12 protein-coding genes are annotated in these 21,812 nt (G+C 58.9%); 9 read left to right on the top strand and 3 right to left on the bottom strand.

From position 1 onward, the window contains the following. Window positions 1-13: 13 nt before the first annotated feature. From PAF17_RS16080 to PAF17_RS16120, 9 genes are all read left to right on the top strand, one after another. Window positions 14-14,203, top strand: a complete 14,190-nt coding sequence (locus tag PAF17_RS16080; RefSeq protein WP_271890127.1) for a PLxRFG domain-containing protein — start codon at window positions 14-16, stop codon at window positions 14,201-14,203. 82 nt (window positions 14,204-14,285) lie between these two features. Then, window positions 14,286-14,528 carry a hypothetical protein gene (locus PAF17_RS16085; RefSeq protein ID WP_271890128.1) on the top strand — a complete coding sequence of 81 codons (243 nt, stop codon included), beginning with the start codon at window positions 14,286-14,288 and terminating at the stop codon, window positions 14,526-14,528. Then, window positions 14,528-17,860, top strand: a complete 3,333-nt coding sequence (locus PAF17_RS16090; RefSeq protein ID WP_271890129.1) for a fibronectin type III domain-containing protein — start codon at window positions 14,528-14,530, stop codon at window positions 17,858-17,860. Before PAF17_RS16085 ends, PAF17_RS16090 begins: the two co-directional genes overlap by 1 nt. Before the next feature lie 11 nt (window positions 17,861-17,871). Continuing rightward, complete coding sequence (locus PAF17_RS16095) at window positions 17,872-18,099, top strand: hypothetical protein (RefSeq protein WP_271890130.1); 228 nt, start codon at window positions 17,872-17,874, stop codon at window positions 18,097-18,099. Between the two features lie 4 nt (window positions 18,100-18,103). Beyond that, complete coding sequence (locus PAF17_RS16100; RefSeq protein WP_271890131.1) at window positions 18,104-18,274, top strand: hypothetical protein; 171 nt, start codon at window positions 18,104-18,106, stop codon at window positions 18,272-18,274. Further along, window positions 18,264-18,701 (top strand): hypothetical protein, encoded by a 438-nt coding sequence (locus tag PAF17_RS16105; RefSeq protein ID WP_271890132.1) that lies wholly within the window; start codon window positions 18,264-18,266, stop codon window positions 18,699-18,701. The genes PAF17_RS16100 and PAF17_RS16105 overlap by 11 nt, the downstream gene beginning before the upstream one ends. Continuing rightward, window positions 18,698-19,114: a hypothetical protein gene (locus tag PAF17_RS16110; RefSeq protein WP_271890133.1), complete on the top strand. Its 417-nt coding sequence runs from the start codon at window positions 18,698-18,700 to the stop codon at window positions 19,112-19,114. The genes PAF17_RS16105 and PAF17_RS16110 overlap by 4 nt, the downstream gene beginning before the upstream one ends. Further along, window positions 19,114-20,088 carry an N-acetylmuramidase domain-containing protein gene (locus PAF17_RS16115; RefSeq protein ID WP_271890134.1) on the top strand — a complete coding sequence of 325 codons (975 nt, stop codon included), beginning with the start codon at window positions 19,114-19,116 and terminating at the stop codon, window positions 20,086-20,088. The genes PAF17_RS16110 and PAF17_RS16115 overlap by 1 nt, the downstream gene beginning before the upstream one ends. Beyond that, window positions 20,088-20,294, top strand: coding sequence for a hypothetical protein (locus PAF17_RS16120; RefSeq protein WP_271890135.1), 207 nt, complete (start codon window positions 20,088-20,090; stop codon window positions 20,292-20,294). Before PAF17_RS16115 ends, PAF17_RS16120 begins: the two co-directional genes overlap by 1 nt. 344 nt (window positions 20,295-20,638) lie before the next feature. Here PAF17_RS16120 and PAF17_RS16125 read toward each other — a convergent pair whose 3' ends face one another. The 3 genes from PAF17_RS16125 to PAF17_RS16135 all read right to left on the bottom strand — a co-directional run. Then, window positions 20,639-20,851, bottom strand: coding sequence for a hypothetical protein (locus tag PAF17_RS16125; protein WP_271890136.1), 213 nt, complete (start codon window positions 20,849-20,851; stop codon window positions 20,639-20,641). Further along, the gene (locus tag PAF17_RS16130) at window positions 20,835-21,098 is read right to left on the bottom strand and encodes a hypothetical protein (RefSeq protein WP_271890137.1); all 264 of its coding nucleotides are present in this window, start codon (window positions 21,096-21,098) and stop codon (window positions 20,835-20,837) included. Before PAF17_RS16130 ends, PAF17_RS16125 begins: the two co-directional genes overlap by 17 nt. Before the next feature lie 323 nt (window positions 21,099-21,421). Beyond that, window positions 21,422-21,812 (bottom strand): hypothetical protein (locus PAF17_RS16135; protein ID WP_271890138.1); only part of this gene is annotated, 391 nt, incomplete at its 5' end.

The raw sequence follows: 21,812 nt of genomic DNA on the forward strand, positions 1-21,812 counted from the left end.
TCGGGGTTCCTACATGGACAATCGCGTTCCTGGCACGTCGCCGCTGCAATCTGCACTTTCCCAACTTGGCGCCACGCCAGAACCAGCCAAACCCGAAAACGTCAAAGACGCATTCGACGGTATCGCGCGCAACAGCAAGATTCCCGCGAACGTCCTGATTGCGCTGGATGAAGTCGCGGGCGGCAAGGGTTCCGTGGAAGGTGCGCAGCGCAATGCGGCCGCTCTGTCCAAGGCCGTCCAATCGGGCATGTCCATCCAGGACGCGATCACGCAATTTTCGGGTGACGGTGCGCGGGCAAGCGCAATCCTCGACCGGTCCTATGAAATCGCTGACCAGATGTATCCGCAGGATACCGCGCCCGCCCAGCCTGACAGCGCGTCTGACGGGCGCCTGAGCGCAGGCGAGGTTGCGGGCGGGCTTGGCCGGGACGTGGCGACGGGTGCCGTTCGGGGCGTCGGATCGGGCATCCGTGCGGCAGGCGTTGCGGCTGATGAAATGGCACGGTTCGGGGATGAGTCTGGGAAAAGCGACCCCACTTTGCTGCGCAAAGCCGGCGCCTACCTTGGCGATGCAGTTTCTCGCTTCGGTGAAGGCATCGCAGAGGGACGAACGCAGGATTACAAGGACAAGCGCGACGGAACGCAGATTGGCGGCAGTCTGGCCGACCCGTCAAGCTGGACGCTTGGCGAAGATCCTTCACTGATCGGCCTCTTGGGTGTTGCCGCCGAGGGCGCAGGCTCGATGTTGCCCATGGTGGCGGCACCTGGCCCGCGCGTTGCTGCCGTGTTTGGTGGCCTCATGGCAGGCGGTGAAGGCGTCGACAACGGACGAAAGTTTGTCGAGGACGCGGCCAAGACTCTGGACGAAAACGGCCGGCCGGAAATCGAGAAGCTACCAACCTATCAGGAATTGACCGGCGCGGGCGGCATGAGCCCCGAGGATGCCGTCGAGGAAGTGGCGCGCAGGGCCGAGAACAACGCCGGATTCCGTCAAGGCCTGTTCGGTTCCCTTGGTGGTGCTGCAACAAACCGGATCATGCGCGGCGCGGATGGTTGGCTTGGCAAAGGTGGCCGTCTGACCAAGGCGGTGAAGAAATCGGCGGCAGGCGCGGCAGAAGAAGGCACACAAGAGGCTTTCGAGGGGGCCGCGTCACAATCCGGCATCAACGCCGCGACCGGCGCAGAAACCGATATTCTTCAAGACAGTTTCGGAAATTTCGTCGCAGGTGGCCTTGCAGGCGGCGGCATGGGTGCCGTTTCCGGCGCGCTTGGCGGCGGATCGGACGCGCAGCAGGATGGGCCGATAGATCCTGAAACCGGTGAAGTGCTTGCCCTTCCCGCCCCCGACGCGCCGCAGGGTGGCCCGCTCGTTTCGGCACCGCGTTTGATCGAGCAAGATCCGAATTTCTCGAATCTGAACCGGCCAGAAATGGTCGATGACATTGGAACGCCCATTGCTGACGGCAGCGGTGATGGGCAAGCCGCCGCGCCCGATGGGGTTCCCTTTCCGCCCGATCAAGGCGCGGCGGCAACTGGTGACGCTATGGGGGCATTGCCGCCCCCTGCCGCGCCCGCAGGACTGCTGCCGCCCCCGGCTGGCCCTATCGAGGCGATTGCGCAAGGTCTGGCCCAGAACATGCCGCAACCAGAGCCGGAATTTCCGCCCCTGTTCCCTGACCAGAAGCCTGGCGGTGCGGTGCGCCTTGGAAACCCGGCAAGCGGAAATATCACTGACGCTGTTTTCATGGGCGAAACGCCCGAGGGCATGGCGCAGGTGCGCATCAACGGTGCCGTGGTCGAACTGACCCCTGAAGAATTTGACGGCGCGCGCAACGCGGTGACTGAAATCGAGGCCGCGCAGAAAGCAGGAAATACAGGGGGTAAGGCAGATGTTCCAACTGGATCAACACCTGAAGATATTGGGAGCCCCGAAGGGGGATCTTCGCTGCGTCCAACGGGGGATGCCGTCCAAGGAATCCGCGAACCAGCTTCGACTGATGGGGATTCTATCGGGGAAGGAAGCGAACGAGGTCAAGAAGTTCATCAAGGCGGGATGCCCGGACGAACTGAAAACGGATCGGGTGAACCTGATGACCTGGGCAGTGTGGCTTTGGGCGTCCAACCCGGCAAATTGGGAAATACATTAGCCTCGGCCAAAGCATCCGGCACGGTCCAGCACGTCACCAAGAAGGGTAAGACCAAGACCGGCTATGTCCTGAAAGGCGTGACCAAAGAACAAGCCGACCAGATCGACCCCTACAGCTTCAAGAAGGACGGGGGATATTTCGTCAACCAGGCGCGCGCCGATGCCTTTGACGACGCTGGCGCGCTGAATGGCGAGATTTCCACGCCCGATCAGGTGCAGGCTGAAATCGAGCAGGCGTCAGGCATCAAGGTTTCACAGGCGCCAATTCCATCACGGGCCCCGTGGCACAATGCCAGCGCCGATGTGCGTCAGGCCATTCTTGACGAAGCCGGCCCGCAAGCTGTCAGCGAGTATCGCCGCGCCGGTTCCTGGTCTGGCATGTCTGATGCCGCAAAGCGCGCTGTCATCGAGGCAAATTCGCGCCTTTATCGCGCAGGTGCGATCAACAATACCGGCACGATAGAGCAACCGAACTATACGCTGTCACAACCGCAAAAGCCGGCGTCCATTTCCCAAGCCGCGCAGGACGCAGCCACGGACCCGACCGATGGGCAGAAGGAGGCGGGAAACTATCGCAAGGGACACGCCCGCTGGAACGGGCTTGAAGTGTCGATCGAGAACGCCAAGGGCAGCACTCGCAGCGGCACGGACCCGAGCGGCGAAGCATGGTCTGTCACCATGCCGGCAGACTATGGCGACTTCAAAGGCACCAAAGGCGCAGACGGCGATCCGGTCGATTTCTACAACGGCGGTGTGGAAGATTCCGACTATGTGCTGATCGTTGACCAGGTGGACGCGGAAACCGGCAAGTTCGATGAACACAAGGTCATCATCGGGACCACCGCGCGCGGCGCAGCATTGAAGATTTACCGTGATGGTTTCTCCGATGGGAAAGGTGACGCCCGTATCGGAGCGATCACGGAAACCACGGTCGACGGTCTGAAAGCATGGCTTGGTGGCGGGCAGATGCGCCGCCCCGCTGCTGGCAAGCTGGATTATCCGTTCAAGCGCCGTGCCAATATCAAAAAGAAAAGCGAACAGGCGGCACCGAAGGCAGACGGCAAGCCCGTCAGGACTCGCCCGAACATTGGCGATCCCAATTACACGCTCATTGACGCCATGAACGATCTGCAAGACGCCGAAGCCGAATACTCCGCGCAGGGTATGGTCAAGAATGCGCGGACAGGTGAGCGGATGCGCCAACTGCGCGATCTGGTCAAGAAGATGCAGGCCGATGCCGACAAGCTGAGAGAGGAATCGCAACAGCAGGCCGAGCCGCCGAAAGCCTCTGCCCCTGGCCTTCTGGGATCGCTGTCGCAGGAGAAGCAGGACCGCGCTGCCGAATTGAAAGCCCGCCTCGCAGCCAAGGCGCGCGGCCAGGCATCGAGTGGCCTTGATCCCGAATACATCACCCTGGGCGGCGAACTGGTGTCCCTCTACATCGAGGCCGGCACCAAGCGGTTCGGCCAGATGCTTCGCGACTTCGCGGAAACCACCGGCCTGACGCTGCGCGAGGCGCAGGCACCCATGCGCGCGGCCTATAACCATGTCCGCGACGATATGGACCTGAACGGCGAGGACGTGTCCGACATGGATGACGGCGCTGCCGTGATGGTCGAGGTGCGCGCCGCGCTGGCCGAGGAAGATGGTCGCACGACGACGAAACCGGCAACCACCGATGCGGTGAAAGATAGCGGGGGAAAAAAATCCCCTCCCCCAGCTATGGACACCAAAGAGGGTTCCATCAAGAAAAACGCCCTTAAATCCGCCATTGCCGTGACGGCGCGCGGGCGAGAGATTCCAGTTCAATACGCCATTGTCGAATTGGGCGACCTGATCCCGTCGCAACTCATGGATGGTCGTTCCAATCCAGAATACGATCAGCGTTTGCAGCCGCGCGACCGGTCAAGAGAGGCATCGCAGGATCAAATTCACCGGATCGCGCGCGACCTGAACCCGGAACTGTTGGGTGAAAGTCCGCAAGCAAGCAATGGCGCCCCGATCATACTTCCAACCGGCGAGGTCTTGAGCGGCAACGGAAGGACGCTGGCCCTTCAATCCGCCTCAATGGATTGGCCTGTTTCAAGCGGCAGATATTCCGATTTCATTCGCGACAAGGGTTATCCGGTCAAGGGCATGTCGAGTCCTGTTCTGGTCCGCATCGTCACCGGATCACCCTCAATGCAGGAAGCCGCGGCGATCGCGCGCGAGGCAAACGAGCGCGACCAGGCAGAAATGAGCATTTCCGAGCAGGCCATGGCGGATGCTCAAAACCTGACGCCCGCAATTCTCGACCTGTATCAAGGCGGAGATGTGGACGGCACCCGAAATGCCTCCTTTGTCCGGGCATTCGCTCAAGGCGTCCTGTCGCCAAATGACGCGGGGAAAATGCGCGACAAGGACGGGCGCATGACGCAAGACGCGGTGCGCCGCATCAATGCCGCGCTTCTGGCTTCCGCTTATGGTGATGCCGGTATCGTTGCATCCGTTCTGGAAAGCACGGACACCAATATCAAGGCCATTGGCGGCGCACTGATGGACGTTGCCCCCCGTTGGGCACAGATGCGCGCGGAGGCAAAGAAAGGCACCATTGCCGCCGATGCGGACATGACGCCCGCCCTCATGGAAGCCGTGAAGCTGGTTGATCGCGCACGGCGTGAAAATCGCCACCTGACAGAGTTCCTGAACCAGACAGATATGTTCAGCGGCGATAGCGTCAGCCCCGATGCCGTCGCAATTCTCGGGCTCATGTATCGCGGATCGGAATCAAAGCCGTTCAGCCGACCCTATGGCCGCGACAAGGTTGCGGATGCGCTCAACTTCTTTGTGACCGAGGCTATGAAAACCAGCCCCGGTGTTGATCTGATCGGGGAAAGCGCGGATATTGGGGCAATCATCCAATCCGCAGGGGGCCGCATCAATGGCGAAGGCGAAGGACAACAACTCGACCTTGACGGCGGGACAGGAAATTCTGGTCAAGGCGCTGCGCAATCAGGCGAACCAGGAGCCGGGCCCGAAAACCAGCAAGGCGAAACAGGAGTTCGCGGACAAGGCGGAAGCAGCGATGCAGCGCAAGACGGCCTGACGCCAGACGGCGACGGTTCCGACAGAAGCCGCATCGCATCCGCCTTCTACGAGCGGTGGGGCCTTGGAAATCAGCCTTCCAATATCAGGGCGGCGCGGGCAATGGCGCAGGAGGTTCTTGGAAGAACCCCCAGCGACAAGGAAATCGAAGAAGGCATTGAAGCCGGAATCGTCAGGGCGGCGAGACAGATTGTCGATGACGGTCGCTTGGCCGGCTTGGCGAATGAGAAGATATTCGATGCCCTCGTTTCGCTTTACCAAGCCCAACCTTTGCTGACGACGAGGACAAGCACCAGCGTCGAGCAACAGGCATACAGCACGCCCGCGCCACTGGCATATGCCGGCAGCGTTCTATCAGGCATCAGCGGCACGACAACCGTGTATGAGCCTTCGGCTGGCAATGGTATGTTGCTGATCGGTGCAGATCCGGCAAACGTCACGGCAAACGAACTCAATGATGATCGTTTCGGAATGCTTCAGGAGGCGCTTCCGGGTGCGGTTCTGAACCATGGCGACGGGACGCAATACGATCCTGAAACATTGGTGGACCGGGTTATCGCCAACCCGCCATTCGGCAAGGTGAAGGACGGGCGAAAATCAATTCGGTTCCCGATGGACGGCGTTTTCACAACCGAGATTGACCACGCCATTTCGTGGAAGGCCCTGCAATCCATGAAGCCGACCGGTCGAGCGGTGCTTATCATAGGCGGTCATCAGGGTAGCGCGGCCGATCGGGCAAAGGCCTATATGGGCCGAAACCATCACCCGTTCATGACGAAACTCTATGACCAATTCAATGTGACGGATCATTTCACGGTCGACGGGAAAATGTATCAGCGTCAGGGTGCTGGCTGGCCGGTTGACGTGATCGTTATTGAGGGCAAGGGCAAGTCTGCGCTATCATATCCCTATGTAAAAGCGCCCCGCATGATGGTGACTTGGGGTGAGGTTAGAAAGGTTGTCGAGAATGCCAAAGGTGACATGGACGCCGCGCCCGCATTGCCGAACGGTGACGGTGGTTCTGCCGGATCGGCCGGAACAACCGCTGACCAAGGGCCAGTATCTCAACCTTCTGGAAAGCCGTCTGGATCAGATGTTCGAGGCGGCAAGCCAGGAGGATCGAACAGCAGCGGAGTCGGCAGCGTTCGCGGTGGATCGTCTGGTTCTGGATCGAATGCCGGGAACGGTTCTCGTGGAGAACTCGATGGCACTGGTCAATCTGATGAATCTGGACGGGGTGACGTTCCCGATCAATCCGGCCAAGATGCGACCGGATCAAATGGACGTTCAGGAAACAGAAAGCCTGACGCTGCCGGAAATGGTGGACGAACTTTACAGCCTGTAAAGAAGGTCAAGCGCGAGAACACCGAAGAAGAAACCGGTTTTCAGGTCCAGTATTCGCCGCATTCCAATGCAGGCTTCGCGGTCGGCACGCTGGTTCCGCGCGCGATGCAATCCGCAGCTGACGATGCCCTTTCATCCTTGCGCGATGAAGTCGGTGACATTGACCAGTTTGTTGCCGACAAGCTGGGCTATCCCGTGTCCAGGATCACCGGAAGCGACGGCAAGCCCGGCTACTTTTCCGCCGAGCAGGTTGATGCGCTGGCGCTGGCAATCAAGAATATTGAAGATGGTGCCGCCTTTATCATTGGCGACCAGACGGGAGTGGGCAAAGGCCGCGTTGTCGCGGGCGTGCTTCTCTATGCCAAGAAAAACGGCAGGTTCCCCGTCTTTGTAACCAAGCAGCCAGGTCTTTTCGCGGATATGGTTCGCGATCTGCGCGATATTGGCGAGGCGGGATCAGAAAAGCGCATCCTGTCCACGAAGGATCTGCGCGGCGCGAATGTCATTCCGCTTTCGAACGAACCGGGCGACGTTCTTGAAACCGAGTCCGCGCCAAAGCTGAAATCGCTTATAACCGGCATCGCAAAAACCGGCCGCTTGCCTGATGGGTATGATTACTTCTTCACCACCTATTCACAGATGCAATGGGAGGCCGGATCAGCGGGACAGGCGACCTATCGTCAAACCGCCATGCGTTCGCTTGCCAGCAATGCTGTGATGATCCTGGACGAAAGCCACGAAGCGGGCGGGACAGAACAGCGAAAGGTCGACCCTGAAACCGGAGAGATCATTCCGACACGGGCCGACTTCTTCCGCGATGTCCTGAGCCACGCGCATGGCGTCATGTATTCATCGGCAACATATGCCAAGAACCCTACCGTCATGTCGCTCTACAACAAGACCGACATGCGGCTGTCGGTCGATGACATGAGCAAACTTCCCAATGCCGTGAAGGCCGGTGGCGTTCCACTTCAACAGGTCATCGCGAACATGCTTGTGAAGGCAGGCCAGTATATGCGCCGGGAACGGTCATTTGCCGGCGTGGAGATGTCGATCAACCAGTTGGAAACCGACAAGACGATTGCAAAATCAGGCGCCAAGGTTGTTCAGGGCATCTTCCGTCTTGATCTGGATTACATGGAGGATGCGCGAGAGCGTTTCCAGGATGAACTGGCATCCTCGGGCATGAAGGGGGCTCAGGACAATTCCACGGGCAGCAGCGGCGCGGGCAGCGTCGGGTTCTCGTCGGTGATGCACAACCTTGTTGCGCAGATGCTTTTCGCGCTGAAATCCGACGCCGTTGCAACGCGCGCCATTGATCTTTGGAAAAATGGCGAGAAGCCCCTGATCGCGGTATCGAACACGAATGAATCCATCCTTTCGGATTTCATCGACGGGTCGGGAATCGGGTATGGTGACAAGGCTGATTTCACGTTCAAGGAGTTGTTCCTGAGATACCTGAACAGGCTTCGCCGCGTCACGCTGAAGGATGCAGACGGAAAGGCGCACCACGTCCACATGAAGGATGATGACATTCTTCGGATTGCCGGTCCTGATGCTCTTTCTGCCGTCAAAGACATGGAAAAACAGATCGCAAAATCCCCCATCGGCGGGATGCCGGGATCGCCCCTTGATTACATCATGGACCGGATGCGCGATGCCGGAATGAAGGTTGGCGAAATCACCGGACGCGGAACGGTGATCGAAGGCGGCATTCTGAAATCTCGGAAAGCCAGCGATGCCGAGAAGAAAAAGACCATGAACGCCTTTAACAGCGGCGCCATGGATGGAGTCTTGCTGAACCAATCGGGTTCAACGGGGTTCTCGCTCCATGCGACCGCCAACAAGGGGAATGACGGGAAGCAGCGACACATGATCGTGTTGCAGCCCGACCCCAACATTGACGTTTTCATGCAGATGCTTGGCCGCATCCACAGAACCGGCCAGATCAAGTTGCCAAAATACACGATCGCCATTTCCGATCTGGCCATAGAAAAGCGCGTTGCCGCAAATCTCATGCGCAAGATGGCTTCACTCAATGCCAACACGACCGCAAACAAGGACTCGGCAGTTTCGCTGAACAACGTCATCGACTTCATGAACAAGTATGGCGATGAAGTCGTGAACGGCATCTTGAAAGAGGACAGCGAGTTGTCCGCTAAGCTGGGAATCGGCCCCGCAAAGGGCAATGCGTTCGATGGGATCGCGTCCAAGTTCACCGGCCGGCTGGCCGTCCTGGACCCCGACGAAGTGTCCGAAATCTATGATCGCATCGAGGGCGAATACAAAGCGTTGATCGAGACACTTGACCGAATGGGGTTGAACACCCTTGAGGCCAAAACGCTGGACCTTGAGGCGCAGACCATTTCCACCGTGAAACTGTCTGAGGGCGACCCAAATTCTTCGAGCCCGTTCGAGGCCGGCGCCACAATGGAAACCGTTTCAGCCAAAAGGCTCGGAAAGCCGTTCACCTTGGAGCAGCTTTCGGACGAGTTGGCGAAGGAAATGGGTGAGGACACCGAAAAGCAATATGTCGAGAATGCCGTTCGTCGCATTCGCGACCTTATCCCGGCATGGCAAGAAAAGCAGTCCGAAGGAATCAGGAAGGCGGAAACGGCGCTGTCAGCTGCCAATACCGAGGCCAAGAAGAAGGCCGCAGAGAAGATCCTGAAAAGCCGCAGGGAATCCATGGAGCAATCCGGCGCCCGCCTGAACTCCATTATCGAGAACATCCGTCAAATTGGCATCAATCGCTCGTTGATCCTGCGCATGTCCGAAAACGGTATGGAAGTTCAGTTGCCGGCCCGAAGCATCGGGTTCGATATGAAATCCCTGAAAGACAACCCGACCGCAGCAAGCGCAATTCGCGTCAGGATCGCGGTTGCAGATGCCGCTCGGGAGGTTCTTCTTCCGCTATCAAAACTGATCGACCCTGAAAGCCCGTTCGACTTCACGCAGGCCAGCGCCGCCTACGTGGACTCGGCATTCGAGAACGGATTGAGCGATAGCAGGGAAGAACGCTCGATCATCACCGGAAACCTTCTTTCCGGGTTCTCGAAGTTCCAGAAAGGCCAGGTTGTCATGTTCACGCGCGAAGATGGGCGCGTTGAAAGCGGCATCCTCATGCCAAAGAATTTCGATCTGGACACCGCGCTTGCCGAAATCCCCGTGAAATTCGACAAAGCCCAAGATGCGATCAAGTTCCTTCGCGAAGGCGATGGTCAACGCATGGTATCCACGGATGACAAGGTTGCCACGATCAAGATGGACAGCCACGGCGCCTTTGTTTTCGATGTGAAGAAGATCGGCGGCAAACCTTACTATCTGAACAAGGGGGTCCGTGACGTTCTTGGAGAATTCACAGCCGGAAGGTCCGGGAAAGGCATGTTCACGGCAAGGACGAGTTCACCCGAGAAGGCGGCATCTGCCGCGAAGGCCTGGCAAGACCAGATCGGCGCCACGCTCGAAACCACGTCATTCAAGGATGAAGCCCGAGAAATCACGGGCGAGGAACTTCCCGAAACGAAGGAATCGCGTTTCGACAATGACCGTCCTGTTGTCGCGACACTGACCGGGGACGAGTTGGGCGAGTGGGCTGATATTCGCGACCTCGGCCGGAAAGCGTTCAACTGGTATAGGGAGAACCTGGTTGCAACGACCACGATCATGAACGGCACTGGATGGAGCGTCGGATACACCCGCCGTGGTGCCGGTAAGATCAGCGGTCGAAAGGGTGAAGATCTTCTTCGTCTTGTCCCTGCAATTCCAGCAATCATCGAGCGCGGCCAGCATGTAAGAACGGAGCAAAACCGAAAGGATGACGGGGTTAAGGCATATCACAAGATAGCTGCCCGTGTTGAATTGGGCGGCAGGCTCAAGGATGTGATCGTTACCATTCGAGAAATGAACAACGGCACATTCCACTATGACCTGTCTCGGGACAACAGCGAGGGCGCGTTGTTCCAAAGAATGGGCGATCAATCTGAAATGAATGTGGCGGGATCGCGGCCCAGCTCTCCGATATTCGAAGTCGGTGCGAGGGCCGCGAGCCCCGCCAACATCAATATAGAGATCTCCGAAGCCGAAATCAACGGCGACCCGACCCTGACGCCGGCCAATGCCCGCGCGATCAACACGGCCGCTCGGGCCGAACTGGTGAAGGTCGGCATTTCCGGGCGCGTTCGGGTTGAGGTGGGCGGCAATGGCCGCTCACAAGGCACCTACCGGCGCGGCGTCATCCGCATCCTGCGCGCTGGGAAGGACTGGAAACACACGCTCGACCACGAAATCATCCACGCGCTTCGCGACGGCAATATGTGGAACAAGGACTATGGCTTGTTCACTGCCGACGAATGGCGGTCATTGGTGAAGGCGGCACGGGCAGACAAGGCAATCCGCGATCGTGTCACGGCCGCATATCCCGACCTGTCTGCCGCGGCGCAGGCCGAGGAAATGGTGGCCGAGTTTTATGCAGATTGGGCACAAGGCCGGCGAAAGGCACCACAAGGGGGCATGACGCGGGCACTCGGTCGCATTCGGTCCTTCTTCCGCGCTGTGGCCTCTGCGCTGCGCGGCGAGGGCTTCCAGGATGCGGCAACGATCATGGAGCGTATCGCGAATGGCGAGATCGGCGGGCGCGGTCCTGATGGGCCTGGCGGCGGTCGAGACAGTGGCGTGAAGGAACAGCGCGACATGACTGCCCTGCGCGGTGCGATGCAGGCCGGCCGCGCCAAGGCGGCGGGCCTTGTCAGTCGCGAGTTCTGGCAAAAGTCGCCCGAAATGTTCTCGAACTGGTTGACCGATGCCATGGGCGCGAACAGCCGGTTCAATATCCTCGGGATGGTGCCGGGGCATCCGCTCTTTGCGGAATTGGGCAAGAATATTTCCGCTGCGCAAGCCTATCTGCGCAACAAGCAGGAAATGGACGCCATGCGCAACGATTGGCAGGCGCGGGCGTCATCTGCCGTCGACAAGTGGCATAGCGCAGGCCGGAAAGATCCGGCATCGAATGATGCGCTGATGGACCTGATGCACCGCACCACCCTTTCCGGCATTGATCCAAGCAAGCCCGATGACTGGAAGCACCCGCACGAAACCAGTGCGCGGGCGGCTTTGGCAAGCGGAACCGCAACCGGTGATGCGAAGGCACAAGCGCAGCAGGTGATTGACGAAATCCAGGCGCGCCAAGACGCCTATGAAAAGCTGAAACGGCGATATGACGCCATGCCGGCCAATTTCCAAAAGCTGTATCGGGACATTCGAGACGAATACAGCGCCCTGGCCGATGCAACCGACAAGGCGCTTCTCGACAACATCGAAACAGCGAACCGCATTGCGCTGAAACGTGCGGAACGGCGCCACCGTCAGGAAATAGAGCGTATTCGAGACGAAGGGCTTGAAGGGGATGCGCGGGATCAGGCACTTGAAAAGGCCGATGCACGGCTTGCCGCGGCACAAAAAAGGGCCGGTGCTGGAAAGGCCGCACGTTTGGCCTCGATGCGCGCTGCGTTCGAGCAGAACAGACTCAAGGGTCCGTATTTCCCGCTGGCGCGGTTCGGAAACTACTTTGTCACCGTTCGGGATGATGACGGTAAGGTGGTTTCATTCAGCCGCTTCGAGAAGAAAGCGCAGATGGATGCCGCTTTGCGTGAGTGGGCCGACCACACAGGACGTGTCGAGCATGGTGTTCTTGGCGCTGGGGCCGATCTGCGCGGCATGGTCGACGCCAAGTTCGTCAGCGACGTGATCGAAACTATTGGCGAGGCCGGCGCGTCCGATGAAATGCTGGACACGATCTGGCAGCATTGGCTTGAAACCCTGCCCGATCAGTCTGTCCGCAAGAGCCAGATCCACCGCAAGGGGCGCGCGGGCTTCAACCGCGATGCGATCCGGGCTTTCTCACACTCCATGTTCCATGGCGCGCACCAGCTGGCGCGTCTAAAGTATGGCCTCGAAATGGATGAAAACCTGAACGATGCCGAGGAACAGGCCGCGCGTCAGCGAAACCCCGAGCGGGCCGGGTTCGTGGTCAGGGAAATGCGGCAGCGTCATGAGTTCACCATGAAGCCGACCAACAACCCGCTTGTCACGGCGGGCACGTCGCTTGCGTTTGTCTGGTATCTCGGCATGTCTCCCGCATCGGCAATGGTGAACCTTTCGCAAACCACCATTGTCGGGGTTCCCATGATGGCCGCACGGTTCAAGAAAGCCGGCGTGACCGGATCGGCCGATGCCCTATGGAAAGCCTTGCAGGACTTCGGCAAGGGAAAGGGGCATATCGACAAGGCGCCGAGTCTGACGGCGGATGAAAAGGCCGCAATGGCAGAAGCCTATCGCCGCGGCACGATCGACAAGACGCAGGCGCATGACCTGGCTGCGGTCGCGGAGTCTGGCGTGGCCTACAACCCCGCCCGCGAAAAGGCCATGCGGGTGATTGGCTACCTGTTCCACCACACGGAGCGGTTCAACCGTGAGGTCACTTTCCTTGCGAATTACAGGCTGTTGAAGGCAGAAGGCAAGAACCAGCAAGAGGCGATCGAGGAAGCGGATTCCTTGGTCAAGAAGATCCACTTCGATTATCAGAACACCGCGCGCCCAAGGGTGATGCAGGGCGATGCCGCGAAGATGCTGCTGGTATTCCGCAACTTCACCGTGAACATGCTCTACCGCCTGTTCCGAGACACGCACCAGGCGTTCAACGGCGAAAGCAAGGCCGCGCAAAAAGAGGCGCGCGACCAGCTTGTTGGTGTCACCCTGTCGATGATGGCACATGCCGGTATCAAGGGCGTTTGGGGGTATGGCCTGATCATGGGGCTTCTCGGAATGTTCTATCCGGGCGGCGACGGTGACGACCTGGAAGAATGGTTGCAGGATGCTTTGCTGATGGAGGGCGACACGCCTGCCACGGCCGCTTGGAACTGGACGATGGGCATGGCGCTGAACGGGGTGCCGGGCAACGTCCTTGGCGTCAGCCTGACCAACCGTATCGGGATGCCGAACCTTTGGTTCCAACCGCCGCGCGCCGGCACAGAAGGCCGCGACGTGTGGACCCATTACCTTGAACAGATCGCGGGTCCGGTTGCGGCAATCCCCGGATCGTTCCTGTCTGGCATGTCGATGATTTCCGATGCCTGGGGCGAAGGCAATGGCGACAACATGATGCGTGGTCTTGAGCGCGCGACACCGGGATTCATTGGCGACATTGTGAAGCCGGTTCGGATGATGACGCATGGGGCAAACACCTATTATGGCGATCCCCTGATTGATAATGTCTCGGTTCTCGACGCATTCAGGTCTGCACTCGGGTTCACGCCCGCAAAGCTGGCCGAGCGGTATGACATCAACAATCGCCTCAAGGCGAAGGAAAAGGAAATCACGTCACGCCGGGCGCGGATTCACAAAGCTATTGGCGATGCCATGTCGAGCGGCGAGGATATTCCAGATCGGGTGATGAAGGATCTGCAAAAGTTCAACTCGGAATATCCCGAATATCCAATCACACCGGAAACGGCGCGCGCCTCGATACGAAGCCGTGCGCGGATGAAGGAAAGAAACGAGTTCGGCGTGAGCCTCAACCCGAAGCTGAACGACCGAATCCGGTCTGAAACGCCGCCCGCGATATATGGGTAGCGCAACGGGCGCGTGATCTGATAGATTGGCCGTGACGGCATAGGATGTGCCTTCCAGCAAACATGCAGGAAAGCGGCATCCTATGGCAGATTATAACGACATTACGCTTGGCGCGGCGCCGGTTTCGGTTCCCGTAGCTACGGAAGATACGATCATCTATGCGTCGGGTGGGCCTTTGCGGTTCACGTCGCATCAGACACCGGCCGGAAACACGGTCGGCATCCCCTTGCAGGAAGGCCAGGCCCATCTGGTGAAAGCGGACAACGCTATCACCGCATGGTCGGATACGGGCGTGTCCGTGAAACTTGTTCGGACCACAGCCTGATGCGCTGGCTTCTCGGGGATAGTTCCAACACGCTGGGGCGCGCGCTTGAAACGCTTGGCGCAGGCAGCGCCGTGTTGCCGCCGAATTACTCGGAGCCTGCGGCCGTCCAGGCACCGCAAATCCCCGAGAGATCTTATACCGAGGGCGAAACGATCACCGCGACGGCAGGTGTGTTCACGGGAAGCCCGACTCCAATCATATCCCGCCGCTGGCAATATCGCCATGACGCCGGATGGTCAGGCATTGCAGATCATGAGGAATTGTCTCTGTATCTGGCCCCTTACCTGATCGGCGCAGAAATTCGGCTGCAAGAGCAAGCCAGCAATATCGAAGGATCTACGGCTTGGATCACCAGCAATCTAGTCGGTCCTGTCTCTGAAATCATTGATCCCGCGGCCTTCACCGACGCGCCATCAATCGCCCCTGGAACGGCAAGCCCTGGGCAGGTTTACAGCCTCGACCTTGGGCAATATTCCGGCACCGGCCCTATCACGGTCGATTGGTCACTTGATCTTGATGGGCAAGACGTGACAGGCGACGTTTCGTCGCTTTCATACGATAGCACGGGCGTCGATGACGGAACCTTGACCCTTACGGTTCGCATCAGCAATTCGGCAAACGCGCAACCGGTCGTGCAAACCGCAACCGCCCGTATTCAAACAGTCGTTACTGCACCACCTGCACCAGACGCGCCCACCGCTTCGAATATCACGCATGAAAGTGCGGAAATCTCATGGTCTGACCTGACCTCTGGCGGATCGCCCATCACGCGCGTGGACATGCAATGGCGCGATGCATCGTTCAATGCGCAGATCGTCAACGATGCATCTTCGCCGGAAACCCTATCGGGGCTTGATCCTGATAGCTTCTACCAGGTGCGCATCCGTGCGACCAACGCGGTTGGAACCTCTGACTGGTCGGGTTGGGCGAACTGGACCACGGAAGAATTGGTGACAATTCCCAATTCGGGGGTTGGCACCGACACACCGATGATGATTGCCGGCGGGTCATACCCGGTCGGTCTGGCATATAATTTCTGGGGTGGCGATGACGGTCTGCAAGCCGGCACCGAGAGCCACGGAATCCTTGCCGATACGCGGGGCGATTACGCCGGGGCGATCACCTCGGCCGCTTTGGGTGAGACACTGGCGGGCGTGGGATTGGCATGTGCAGTCGGTCCTCAAAATACATCGCAATGGCTTTGGAACCGGTATCACGGTGAATGGGCAGAATACTGCGATCCGCGCAACGACCTGCCGCTGTATTCTGGCGGGGCTTTCATCCTGTATGAAGGCGAGCAGATGAACAGCGAGGATTGGATTGCCCGTGAGATCACCGGCAAGCTGGCTATGCCATATGTATGGCGCTCGAACGGTCACCGGGTCACATTGCCCCGAGATCTGGATTATGAATATCGGCTGGTAGAGCTGGCCGCACAAAATGGTGTCCAGACGTATATCGGCGGTCACTGGCCCCCGATGGTGATCAACCCGCCCGATGATGCAGAATGGCGTGGCCGGTTTGATGGGTATGATAAAGCGCTGCGCTATCGGCGTGAGTATCTATCGGCCCAGCTTGCTGCCAACAGCCTGCCCTCCGATGTCTGGATCGTTCCGACGCACTGGATCTATGCCCGCGCATATGATGACGATCAGGCAGGTAATTTGCCGGCTGGCATCGCCTCGCACTTGGATTTCCATGCGCTTGAGAATGGCTATTCGGCTGAAAACAGGGGGCATCATCCCTATATGCCGTCGCGGCTGGCGATCTACTGCGCCCGTGCCATGATATTCGATGTGGTCGAGGGCCAAGACGCATTGGCGCTGCCTGACAATGCCGCCGAGGGCATCACCGGCACCGTTGCTTCATACCTGCGCCAGATGGCCGCAGACATCGTGTCAGACTATGCACCGGCCGGCCGTGGCGGTTCGTCCTATGCAGATCCGGCTTTGCTGACCGCAACGCCTGCACGGCCGTCTGTGGCTCTTGCCAATTGCGTAGGCGAATGGGTCACGGGCGATGCGTCTGTCACAACGATCGCCAGCGCATCCCCTGTCCACTTCGGTGCCTGCATCATCAATCTGGATGACATTGGCGATCTTGCTGAAAACGAGCAGGTCGAGATCATGCGTGTGGCTGGGGCCGGATCATCGCGGATCGTCTTTGAGGTGCTGAATCCAGATTGGCGACCAGCCCCGATTATTCGCGTTGAGGCGTTCAACGAGGCAGGCAGCTATCAGCAAGGAACCTTTATCGACGCGCCGACCGGAGGTGATCAGCTTATTGAATGGTGGATCACCGATCAGCTGACTTTCCGCGTTGTCGATCTGTCGCTGCCCGGCACTGACGCAAGCAAGGTGAACGCACCTCAATACGTGTCGTCTGCACCGGATTACATTTCTTCCTGCGCATCGTTCACGGCAAACATAACCGAGTCCCGCATCCCGATCACGGCGGCATATGCCAGCGAAAACATCCCGACATCGCAAGAGCAGGTTGACCTGAATGCGTGGATCGATGGAATGAACCCCGCATGGGTTGCATGGGAAGGTGAACCGGAAGTCGTTGCGGCACGGGCTGCGATTTCTGACGCAACGGCTACCGGTTATTCGGCGCATTCGTTCCTGGACACGGCAACCGGTGTCGAGGGAACCCACGGCGGGAACCTTGGAGTATTGCGGACAGGGACACTGAACCAGTCCTTTATCGGTGGTTCGTCTGAAATGGCCAGATGGAACAATCAAGGGGTCGAGGTCACGGCGACCTATGACGGGCCTTTGTTCATTGCGCTCTATGGCGATCCGTCAACAGGTATGTGGGAACCGGATAGCACCGAGGGACAAGAGCAATACCAAGCCTGCTACTACTACGCCAAAGATGCCGAAAATAAGGGCCGGGACAGCGTTGTTTTGTATACGCCCTGGGGTCCGCAAGGGTCCAATGGTGACGCCGACACCAGCGCCAAGACAGAGGCGCTGCGCCAATGGCTGCAATCGCATCTGACAATAGATGTGTGGGTGGTTCCGACGCATTTGGTTGTCCGTGAAGCAATCGACTATCTGGACCCTGCAACACCTTATGGCGGCGATGCATTCCACATGGAGTCCACCGGCGACACCACGATTGCCTTGTCGTGGATGATCCAGATGTGGCTGCAAATGGCCGAGGACGTGAATGGGTCGGATAGCGCCCTGCTTTCGCATCTGAAGGCAACGACATGGACGTTGCTGACGGGCATGGAATGGTCCGGCCTGGGTGGTGAGACGATTGTTTCGCCATATTCAGTGGATTCGCCTGTCACCACCCCCCTTGAACCACCTTCATCGTCGTAAGGATCGAAGTAATGAATCCTGAATTTGCCATAGAGACAATCAAGGGCGGGCAGCTTTCCGCACTTGTCATCGTCGCCTTGGCCATTGCGGTTGTGATGCTGTTTCGCTGGGGGTCGAAATCACAGAATGACCGGCTGACCGATCTTCGAGAAGCCAACCGGACCCACCAGGAGCTATCGCGCGAAATGTCTCGGGCGATGGACGCGCTGACGAACAGCCTTCGTGATGATCGGAGGTGAAGCAATGTCAATCTGGTGGCCCTTCGGAAAGCAGCGCACCGAGATCGAGTTTCAGCGGCAGATGGATTTTGCCGAAATGGAAAATGCAAACCGTGAACTGAGCGCAAAGGTGGACCGGTTCAAAGCGGTCCTTGAGGAAATGACGGAAAGAAAGCGGGGGCAAAATGATCGTTGAGGTGATCGCGCTTCTGGTGGCTGTGGTTGCAGCCTTTATTGTCGCTCTGGTAGTCAGGGGCTTGCTGCCGGTCGCGCTGCGCCCTGACGGTTCGGCGGTCTATCATCTGTCTATCGGGGTGATATTGCTTCTGTTCTCGATCGCAATGCGCGCCCTTTATTGGGACGGCCTGCCGGTCATGTTCGCCCTGATACACCCAGACCTTTGGACGCTGTGGGTTGATCGCTTCGGGCGCCCGATCCCGAATGTCATCATCGGCCTGATGGTGCTGGCCGGCGCGCGTCATCTTCTCATTCTTCAATGGCTTCTTATCCCCGAGGAAGATCGGGCGTCCTATTCGATCTTTACGGCGCCATTTTATCCCCAGCGTGTCTGCATTGTTCGGGGCGTCGAGGCTCTGAAAAAGGTTTGGAGGCGCGAAAGGTGATGCTGCCGGTAATCATTCGCCGCAAGTTGAAGGGGGCCAATGGCCGAAACTGGCCGGGTTTCGTGGTTTTGAACCCGGACGCGCCCATGCCTGCCGCAGTTCTGGCACAGGAGGTATGGGAATCCCGGCACAAGCTGAATCCCTTCACCCTTCTGAAAACCGTTCTGAGTGATCGCGCCAAGCGCCGCATGGAATTGATGGGTCATGAGGTCGAGGTGCAGGCAGCAATATTGATCTACGACTCCAATGCCGTGAGGCACAGGAACAGGGAAGCCGCAGCAATGAAGGCCGGATATGACGGCATCTTTGCGGGATACAGCATTGCCGACATTCAATCCGGCATGTCTGCGCAAAGCGACGAGGCGCGGCGCTGGGTCCGCAAGAACATGAAACGACTGGAAAGGTTCAAGTGATGGGACGCTATCCCTGGGAGGGGCAAGCGCGCCCCATGAGTGCAGGCGCCTTTGATGACGCAGGCCGGAAATATCGCCTTGATCCCGACATCATCCGGGCGGTCTGGCAGGTTGAAAGCGCGGGCCGCGGGTTCCGATCCGATGGGACGCTTGAACGGCGCTATGAGCCGCATCATTTCCCCGGATCCGGGATCACGAGTTGGCGCGAAAGCCTCAAGATCAAGACGGCGCGGCGCGACCAGATGTTGCGCGAAGCCTACGACCGGAAACCGGAAGCCGCGCTCGACGCCACCAGTTTCGGGGGCCCGCAGATCATGGGCTTCAATGCCGAGGCCGCAGGCTATCGCAGCGCCATGGAAATGGTGACAGCCATGGCAGCGGACGAGAATGAACACCTTGCCGCGTTTCTGCGCCTGGTCGATGGATGGGGGCTTATCACGGTCCTGGCGGCGCATGACTGGCATCGGTTCGCATCCCGCTACAATGGAAGCGGGCAAGCCGCAGTCTATGCGGAGAAGATCGAAACCGCTTATCGCCGCCTTACCGGCCGGGCATCGCCCGTTGTTCTGAGGCTTGGCCGCGCCTCGGACAAGGCGGCGGTGAAAGAGTTGCAGCGCGCGCTTGGCATCGAGGATGACGGTGTTTTCGGGCGCGACACCGATGCGGCCGTGCGCGCATTTCAGGAACGCTATGGCCTGACTGTTGACGGCGTGGTCGGGGATCGCACCTGGGCGATGCTGCGCGACCGGCGCGATGCGTCCCCTTCGGCGCAGCCGGCCCGCGCTGACGGCCTTGCCAAGATCACGGGATACAGCGGTGCGGCAACCGCGCTTGCCGGTGCAGTTGCGACGATCGGTGATGCGCTGCCCGACAATGCCATGACCATCGTTGCTGCCGGCGCGTCGATCGCGGGCGTCATGGCCTTGGGCGCAATCCTGTTCGTGAAGATCCGCGACGGAAAGGCGCTGTTCTGATGCGCGCCTATCTCGCAGCCGGTGCGCTGGCGGCGATCCTGGCCGTTGGGTGGTGGGTGTTCGATCAAGGCCGCGGGGCTGAAAGGTCCAATAAACAGTCCCGCGACTTGGAAGCATGGGAAAGGGTGAATGATGCGGACGTGTCTCGCGGTGATAGTGATGACGATACAAAGTGGCTGCATGAATGGATCGGCGGGCAGCAGTGACGGCCTTGCGGTTGCCATGAAAAAGCCCCTGCACCGCCATGCAGAGGCTTTGGTGGGCGATGACGTTGGCCGGATGCGGTCAACCGGTCGAGACGTTCTGGCGGTCTATGACGCATGGACCGGTGCGAAGTGAGGGCGCGGCGTCTGTTGCCGTATTGGGCGCGGATCATCAGGCCGAAGTGATGCCACCGCGATAACGGGCGAGGGCGGCGCGGGCTTTTGCATCGTGATCTTCGAGATGCCTAGCCGCAATATTGTAATGCGCTCGGGACATCGTTTTTGCCTCATTCACCAATTGCATGAGATACCACCGCTTTAATCTCCACCATGCGCGTCCAAGCATGTCATTCACCCTTCACGATTGACAGGAGTATGGCGGCAAAAGAATCCCATCCTGCACTCCCCTCAAGTTCGTCCTGCTCAATCAGGGACAGCCCTAAAAGCGCCACATCCTTGACCATGCGATGAAGGTTCTTGTTCACGGCTTCCAACTTTTCCACGCGCTCCCTCAATGCGGCAACTTCGCTGCGGTCGGCAGGCTCAAGCGGTCGTGTCATTCTTCGTCTCCTGTGCTGTGAGGGCTGCGCGAAAGCAGTTGGCAATCGTGGCATTCTTCCGCCCTGCGGCTGCGTTCATAGCTGCGCTGATCCGCCTCGCATCGTCGGCAGTCCAGCAGCGGCACAGTTCAATGCCGCCCCTGTCCAGATCAATCACGCCAAATTCGCAGCAGTCAGTCGGCATTCCTCCGTGAACGTGTCGCGGCTCGTAGCGGTCGCGCACCTCGGCGTCGGTGGGGCGGGTCATGGGCGTCTCCTATCTGCTGGACGTGGGGGCGTAGCCGCCATCATCGAACCACCCGTTGCCATCACACTCAGAGCAGTCCTTCACACCAGCATCAGCCGGGGAACCCTCTGGTGGATGCAGGTAGACATTCCAATCGGTGACCACTTCGCCATTCCCGGCGCATGTCTCGCATTGAATCAATGACATCATCGTCTCCTATCTGCTGGGCGTGGGGGCGGTGCTGATGATTGTCCGGGCGGATCGGGTCGTGGCGATCATCCCCCGGCGTGGCTCTCTGAGCGAGGATCAACCTTGAAACCCGAACCTCGATCAAACCAATTCGACTATTCAGAAGCAGCCGCGCCCCTTGGCTTTGTTTCAAAGCACTGCAAGCCGGCAGGGCGTTCTGTTCCCCAGGCCATGAGGCAAGTCACATCGGGGTTTCCTTCGGGCGTCCATTCGTAGACGCGAACATCAAGGCCGAGCGTCGGGACGCGATATGCAGATACGCCTTCCTTTTCCTCAAGCTTGCTGTTTTTGCTCCAAGACCAAAGGTCTGCTTGAGCTGTGCCGATGGAAAGAATCGTGGCGACGGCGGCGATCAGTATTTTGTTCATTCCCAGCCTATTTCGTGGTGAAATCAGGTTCACATTCAGGTTCACATCTGGGTTCACGAAAATTCGCTTTGCCCAATGATCGCTTGCTATGCTGGGGTAAAGTGGCGGAGCGAGAGGG

Origin of the sequence: Paracoccus onchidii (assembly GCF_028294535.1) — a bacterium.
In the GTDB taxonomy this organism is placed as follows: Bacteria; Pseudomonadota; Alphaproteobacteria; order Rhodobacterales; family Rhodobacteraceae; genus Paracoccus; species Paracoccus onchidii.